The organism is Trueperaceae bacterium (assembly GCA_031581195.1).
In the GTDB taxonomy this organism is placed as follows: Bacteria; Deinococcota; Deinococci; order Deinococcales; family Trueperaceae; genus SLSQ01.
In genome coordinates this window covers 1-5,814 of record JAVLCF010000132.1, presented here as the reverse complement: position 1 = coordinate 5,814, position 5,814 = coordinate 1, and the positions used below count along the sequence as shown (strand labels likewise).

The following is a 5,814-nucleotide window of genomic DNA, read 5'->3' as shown; positions in this document are numbered from 1 at the left end:
CCGGCGTCCGGGCCCGCCTCGCGATGTACGCCGACGTCCTGCGCGCGATCGCGCCGCGGGCGTGACGCCCCCGGCCGTCCGCGCGCCCCTCAATCGAGGCCCAACTGGTGCGCGGTGAGCGCGACCGCTTCGCGCACCGCGTAGCGGAGGCGGCCGGAGGGGACGACGGCGGCGGCGCCGCTGGCGTCCCACCCGGCCTGCCGCGCCAGCGCCAGCGAGCGCACCAGGTGCAGGTCGTCGGTCACCACCACGACGGGGCCGTCGCCGACGAGGGGCCGCGCGAAGCGGACGTTCTCCGCGCTGGTCGTCGCGCGGGTCTCCGCGCCGAGGGCGGCGTCGGGCACGCCGCGCGCCGCGAGCCACACGACGCCGCTCGCCCCCTCGCTCGTCCGGTCGCCCGGCCGCGCACCGCCCGACACGACGATGCGCGATACGCACCCGTCTTCGTACAGCGCCAACGCGCGCCGCAAGCGCCGCGCGAGCGCCGGCGAGGGGCGCCCGTCGTACTGCGCGGCCCCCATGACCAGCGCGACGTCGGCCCGGCAGTCGGGCGCCGCCGGCGGGTCGAGGACGCGCGTCAGGTTGCCGGCGACCAGCAGCACCAGCACGAGCGGCGCGACCGCGAGGAGGCGCCCCGCGGAGGTCCGCACGCCGCGCCGTCCGGGACCGCTCAGGCGTCGGTCCCGTCGTCCGCGGCGTCCTCGTGCAGGCGGGCCTCCACCGCCCGCGCGTGCGCTTCGAGACCTTCGGCGCGCGCGAGGCGGACGGCGTCCGGCCCGACGCGCGCGACGAACGCGGGACTGGCGGACACCAACGGCACGACCTTCTGGAAGTGCCGGAGGTTCAAGAAGCTGGCGTAGCGGGCGGTGCCCCCCGTCGGCATGACGTGGGAGGGCCCCGCGACGTAGTCGCCGAGCGCCTCCATGCTGTACGCGCCCAGGAACACCCCGCCGGCGTTGCGGACCTTCGGCAGCCACCGCCAGGGGTCGTCGACGAGGAGGCACAGGTGCTCCGGCGCGTAGGCGTTGGCGACGTCCATCGCGGCGTCCGCGTCCTCGACCCAGACCGCCAGGCCACGCCGTTCCATCGATTCGCGCGCCGCCGCCTCGGTCGTCAGGTCGGCGAGCGCGGCCTCCGCCGCCTCCAGGGTCGCGTCGAGCAGCGCCTCCGACCACGTCACCAGGACCGGTTGCGCACCGAGGTGTTCCGCCTGCGCCAGCAGGTCGGCGGCGACGTGGTGGGGGTCGGCGTCGGGCCCCGCGAGGACGAGGGTTTCCGTGGGGCCGGGGAGCGCCTCGATGCCGGCCGCACCGAACACCTGGCGTTTCGCCGCGACGACGTAGTCGTTGCCGGGGCCGGTGACGACCGCGACGCCGTCGAGCGTCTCGGTACCGTACGCGAGGGCGGCGATCGCTTGCGCGCCCCCCGCCGCGACGACGGTGTCGACCCCCACCAGCGCGGCGGCGAGGAGGATCTCGTCGGGGACGGTTCCGTCCGCCCGCGGCGGGGTCGCGACGACGATCCGCTCGACCCCCGCCACGCGGGCGGGCACCGCGCTCATGAGGAGGCTGCTGAACAACGGCGCGGTGCCGCCGGGGACGTACACGCCGGCGGCGTCGACCGGAACGATCAGTTGCCCCAGCGTCGCGTCGCCGGCCGGGTCGCTCGCGACGAACCCGCCGGTGGGTTGGCGGGCGTAGTACGCCTCGATGCGCGCCGCGGCGCGCTCCATCGACGCGCGCAGGGCGTCGTCGACGCGTGCGGCGCCGGCCGCGCGGACGTCGTCGGGCACGACGAGGGTGGCGGGCCGAACGCCGTCGAAGCGCTCGGTGGCGTCCAGGACCGCCGCGTCGCCCCGCGCGCGGACGTCGTCGACGATGCGGCGCACCGCCTGTCCGACGTCGTCCCCGAAGGCGTGGGCGGCGCGCTGGCGGACCTCGCGGAGGGCGGCGTCACGGCCGCGGATCGTTCGCATGTCGTGATTCTATCCGCGCCCGCACCGCGCGGCCCCCACCGCGCCGACCCCGCAAGGCGGGGCGCCCCGAAGGACGCCCCGCGCGCGGATCGTGCGGCTTCGGGCGCTCAGGCGGCCTTCGCCTCGGCGCCCTCCTTCGCGACGCTCGCGAGGTGCGCGAACGCCTCGGGCTCGCGGACGGCGAGGTCGGCGAGGACCTTGCGGTTCAGCGTCACGCCGGCGCCGCGCAGGCCCGCCAGGAAGCGGCTGTAGCTGAGGCCGTTCTGCCGGGCGGCGGCGTTGATGCGGGCGATCCACAAGCGGCGGAACGTCGCCTTCTTCGCACGGCGGTCGCGGTACTCGTAATCGGCGGCGTTCAGCAGCGTCTGCTGCGCGATGCGGAAGCTCTTGGAGCGCAGGCCCCAGTAGCCCTTGGCGTCCTTGAGGATCTTGCGGTGCTTGGCCCGACGGACGGTACCGGTCTTGGCTCTCGGCATGGGGTACGCCCCTCTCAGTCGTACGGCAGAAGCGCGGTGATCTTCTTCGCTTCGGCGTCGGAGACGATGAGGTCGGTTCGGCCCTGCCGAATGCGCGTTCCGGACTTCTTGTAGTTCAAGTGTCGCTTGCCGGAGCGCATCGCCTTGACCTTACCTCGCCCTGTGACTTTGACACGGGCTTTGGTGCCCTTGTGGGTCTTGAGTTTCGGCATGCTGGTCCTTTCGTCGTCGGGTCGTGCCGCGCGGTCGGCGCGGCCGCCGGCGAGTCTACCCCGTCGGGGCCGCCTCGGGGGAGGCGTCGCCGACGGCGCCCGCCTGGGCCCCCCCGTCGTCGCCGGCCGGAGCGGCACCGTCCTTCGTCGTGCCGCCCTTCGCCGTGCCGCTTTTCGTCGTGCCGCCCTTCGTCGTGTCGGCGTCGTCGTCCTTCGCGGCCGGCGCCTCGGCGGCGATCGGGCGGACGGTCATGTTCATGTCCATCCCGGCGATCTGCGGGGGCTGGTCGACCGCGGCGAGGTCGGAGACGTCCTGCGCGACGCGCTGCAGGAGCTCCTTGCCGAGTTCGGGGTGGGTGCGTTCCCGGCCCCGGAACATGATGGTGACCTTCACCTTGTGGCCCGCCGACAGGAAGCGGCGCACGTGGTTGACCTTCGTGCGGTAGTCGTGATCGCCGATCTTGACGCGGAACTTGATCGCCTTGAGCTCGCTTTGACGGGAGCGCTTGCGGGCCTCCTTCGCCTCCTGCTGCAGCTCGTAGCGGTACTTGCCGTAATCCATGAGGCGCGCGACCGGCGGTTGTGCCCGTTCACCCACCAACACGAGGTCGAGATCGGCGTCGCGGGCGCGTTGCATGGCGTCGCGCGTATCCACGATCCCGACTTGGGTTCCCTCCGCGTCGATCAGGCGCACCTGCCGGACCCGGATCTGATCGTTCACCTTCAGGTCTTTCGCTATGAACGCCACCTCCAAGGCGCGCCCGCACTGTCGGCGGGCACGGCGGCTCACCCTAGCAGGTGCGCGCACGCCGCATCAACGCACCGGCACGCCACGCGCCGCCGCGCGCCGCGTTGGTAGGTTCGGGGCATGCCCGACCTCCGCCTGGGGTTCTCCCCCTGCCCCAACGACGCGTTCGTCTTCCACGCCCTCGTGCACGGCCTCGTCGCCCCGGAGTGGACGTGGGAGGTGCACCTCGAGGACGTCGAGACCCTCAACGGCATGGCGGAACGCGGCGAGCTCGACGTCGCCAAGGTCTCCTACCACGCGTTCGGGCGCATCGCCCACGACTGGTGGATGCTGCCGGCCGGCGGGGCGCTCGGGCGCGGCGTCGGCCCGCTCGTCGTCGCCCGCGACGCGGGCGCCTCCCTGGACGGCGCGACGGTCGCGACGCCCGGGGGGCGGACGACCGCCAATCTGCTGTTCGACCTCTACGCACCCGACGGCGCCCGCCGCGTCGAGATGCGCTACGACCGCATCCTGGCCGCCGTCGCCGACGGCGAGGTGGACGCCGGGTTGATCATTCACGAGTCGCGCTTCACGTACCCCCGGCACGGCCTGGAGCGGGTCGTGGACCTGGGGGCCTGGTGGGAGGGCGTCAGCGGCGCCCTGATTCCGTTGGGCGGCATCGCGGTCCGTCGCGACCTACCCGACGCGACGGTGGACGCCGTCGCGCGGGCGGTGCGCGCCAGCGTCGCGGCGGCGTTCGACGATCCCGACGCCAGCGAGGCGTACGTCGCGGAGCACGCGCAGGAGATGGAGCCCGACGTGCGGCGCCGCCACGTCGAGACGTACGTCAACGCCTACAGCCTCGACGTCGGCGACGCCGGCCGGGCAGCGGTCGCGACGCTCCTGCAACGCGCCGTGGAGCGCGGCCGCATCCCGCCGCCCCCCGAGGCGCTGTTCTGGCCGTCACCCACCCCGTGAGCGACGCCCCTCGGGCGTGGGGTGGGCCGTTGTTCGCCCCCACCGCCTTCCTCGCACGGCAGGTGGCGTCCCCGACCCCGCGCCGCGCGTTCGTCGTCGCCGCCGCCGCCCTCGCGGCGGTCGCGGTCGCCTCGGCGGTCGCGTCGCACGCCGCCCTCGCGGCGTCGCTCGGTCCGGCGGCCGCCGTCCTCGGTCCGGGCGTCACGGTGCCGTACCTGGCGGCGGCGGGGGGCGCCGCGGCGTTGGCGGTCGCCCGGCGCTACCGCTTCGACCCGCGCGTCGCAGCGATCGTGGGGTGGTCCTGGGCGCCGGCCGGCTTCGTGGCGCTCCTGGCGACGCCGGTGGCGGCGGTCCGGCCCGGGGAGGCGCTCGTCGCCGCCGTCGCGATCGTGCCGCCCTGGCAGACGTACCTGCTGGGGGCGGGGCTGCGCCTCGGCCGCGCGGAGGGCGTCCGGTCGGCGGTGGCGTTGCACGCCGCCCTCGCGTACGCCCCGGCGCTCGGCGTCCTCACGTGGGCGCTCGTGCGGCTCGGCGGGTGACGCGCGACCGCCGCGACGCCGCCCGCGCGCTACGATGAGCGCATGACGGCGGTCCGCTTCATGCACGGCGAAGAGGTGATCCACGACGGTCGACGCTACGTCGTCGCCGGCTTCCGCGACGGTCCGTACGGCGTGCGCCTCGTCGCCGCCGGCGGCCGGCACGCCGACGGCGATTCCGACGTCGTGTGGGCGGACGCCCTGGACCTCGCGAAGGTCGAGGCCTACACCCGGCCGCACGACGACACGCGCGACTGACGCGTCCCCCCGGCGTCAGCCGGAGGGGGGCGCCCCGCCGACGGCCACCCCGTCGCGCGCGACCGCGTCGGCGAGGCGCGCGCCGTCGCGGGCGGCGTCCAGGTAGGGCAACCGACCGTGCACGCACCGCCCCGCGGCGTACGCCGCGGGGAACCCCACGAGGCGGGGGCCGTCGCAGGCGTCGGGCGCGAACCGGTCGAACGTCACCCGCCAGGCGGGCCGGTCGGCGCCACCCCCCTCGACGACGTCGCGCACGAAGCGGACGCCGTGCGCCGCGAGGTCGTCCGCCAGGTCGTCGTACGCCATCTCCCCCGGCCGGCCGGCGACCTCGGTCGCGTCCCCCGACGTCCAGCAGGCCCGCAGGAACGTCCCGACGCACAGTCCGACGGCGGCCGCGCGATGCGCCACCCCCTCCCACGTCACGAGGGTCCAGGTCGCGTCGGGCGCGCCGTCCGGCGCGGGCGGCACGAGCGCGTCGACGCTGGCCTGCAGCAGGTGCAGGCCCGGTTCCGCTTCGAGCGCCGCCTTCGCCGCGGCGTGCAGATCCCACGCCGAGACCGCTCCGTCGGCCGCGGGCGTCAGGTCGCGCATCGCTTCGGCCAGGAACGTCCCCTCCGGCACGGCGTACGGGACGCGTTCGGTCTCCGCGGCG

The 5,814-nt window shown here is 75.4% G+C and carries 9 protein-coding genes; 3 read left to right on the top strand and 6 right to left on the bottom strand.

Annotated features, from left to right (window positions below; translation table 11 throughout):
• Positions 1 to 89: 89 nt before the first annotated feature.
• From RI554_10190 to infC, 5 genes are all read right to left on the bottom strand, one after another.
• Positions 90 to 650: a YdcF family protein gene (locus tag RI554_10190; GenBank protein ID MDR9392384.1), complete on the bottom strand. Its 561-nt coding sequence runs from the start codon at positions 648 to 650 to the stop codon at positions 90 to 92.
• A 20-nt stretch (positions 651 to 670) separates the two neighbouring features.
• Positions 671 to 1,975, bottom strand: coding sequence for a histidinol dehydrogenase (hisD, locus tag RI554_10185; protein ID MDR9392383.1), 1,305 nt, complete (start codon positions 1,973 to 1,975; stop codon positions 671 to 673).
• 107 nt (positions 1,976 to 2,082) lie between these two features.
• Complete coding sequence (gene rplT, locus RI554_10180) at positions 2,083 to 2,451, bottom strand: 50S ribosomal protein L20 (GenBank protein MDR9392382.1); 369 nt, start codon at positions 2,449 to 2,451, stop codon at positions 2,083 to 2,085.
• A 14-nt stretch (positions 2,452 to 2,465) separates the two neighbouring features.
• Positions 2,466 to 2,663, bottom strand: coding sequence for a 50S ribosomal protein L35 (gene rpmI, locus RI554_10175; GenBank protein ID MDR9392381.1), 198 nt, complete (start codon positions 2,661 to 2,663; stop codon positions 2,466 to 2,468).
• Positions 2,664 to 2,718: 55 nt separating this feature from the next.
• The gene (gene infC / locus RI554_10170; protein MDR9392380.1) at positions 2,719 to 3,384 is read right to left on the bottom strand and encodes a translation initiation factor IF-3; all 666 of its coding nucleotides are present in this window, start codon (positions 3,382 to 3,384) and stop codon (positions 2,719 to 2,721) included.
• 147 nt (positions 3,385 to 3,531) lie between these two features.
• Here infC and RI554_10165 point away from each other — a divergent pair, with 147 nt between their 5' ends.
• The 3 genes from RI554_10165 to RI554_10155 are packed head-to-tail and all read left to right on the top strand — an operon-like array spanning position 3,532 to position 5,162.
• The gene (locus RI554_10165; protein ID MDR9392379.1) at positions 3,532 to 4,368 is read left to right on the top strand and encodes a 1,4-dihydroxy-6-naphthoate synthase; all 837 of its coding nucleotides are present in this window, start codon (positions 3,532 to 3,534) and stop codon (positions 4,366 to 4,368) included.
• Entirely contained in the window at positions 4,365 to 4,907 is a 543-nt protein-coding gene (locus RI554_10160) for a hypothetical protein (protein ID MDR9392378.1), read from the top strand. Before RI554_10165 ends, RI554_10160 begins: the two co-directional genes overlap by 4 nt.
• A 42-nt stretch (positions 4,908 to 4,949) precedes the next feature.
• Entirely contained in the window at positions 4,950 to 5,162 is a 213-nt protein-coding gene (locus RI554_10155) for a hypothetical protein (protein MDR9392377.1), read from the top strand.
• A 15-nt stretch (positions 5,163 to 5,177) separates the two neighbouring features.
• Here the strand turns inward: RI554_10155 and RI554_10150 are convergent.
• A partial coding sequence (locus RI554_10150) for an FAD-dependent oxidoreductase (GenBank protein ID MDR9392376.1) occupies positions 5,178 to 5,814 on the bottom strand: 637 nt, incomplete at its 5' end.

Bases quoted from the DNA above. Each gene is read 5' to 3' on its own strand.
- RI554_10155 (MDR9392377.1), top strand. From the start codon at position 4,950: ATGACGGCGGTCCGCTTCATGCACGGCGAAGAGGTGATCCACGACGGT.
- rplT (MDR9392382.1), bottom strand. From the start codon at position 2,451: ATGCCGAGAGCCAAGACCGGTACCGTCCGTCGGGCCAAGCACCGCAAG.
- rpmI (MDR9392381.1), bottom strand. From the start codon at position 2,663: ATGCCGAAACTCAAGACCCACAAGGGCACCAAAGCCCGTGTCAAAGTC.
- RI554_10165 (MDR9392379.1), top strand. From the start codon at position 3,532: ATGCCCGACCTCCGCCTGGGGTTCTCCCCCTGCCCCAACGACGCGTTC.
- hisD (MDR9392383.1), bottom strand. From the start codon at position 1,975: ATGCGAACGATCCGCGGCCGTGACGCCGCCCTCCGCGAGGTCCGCCAG.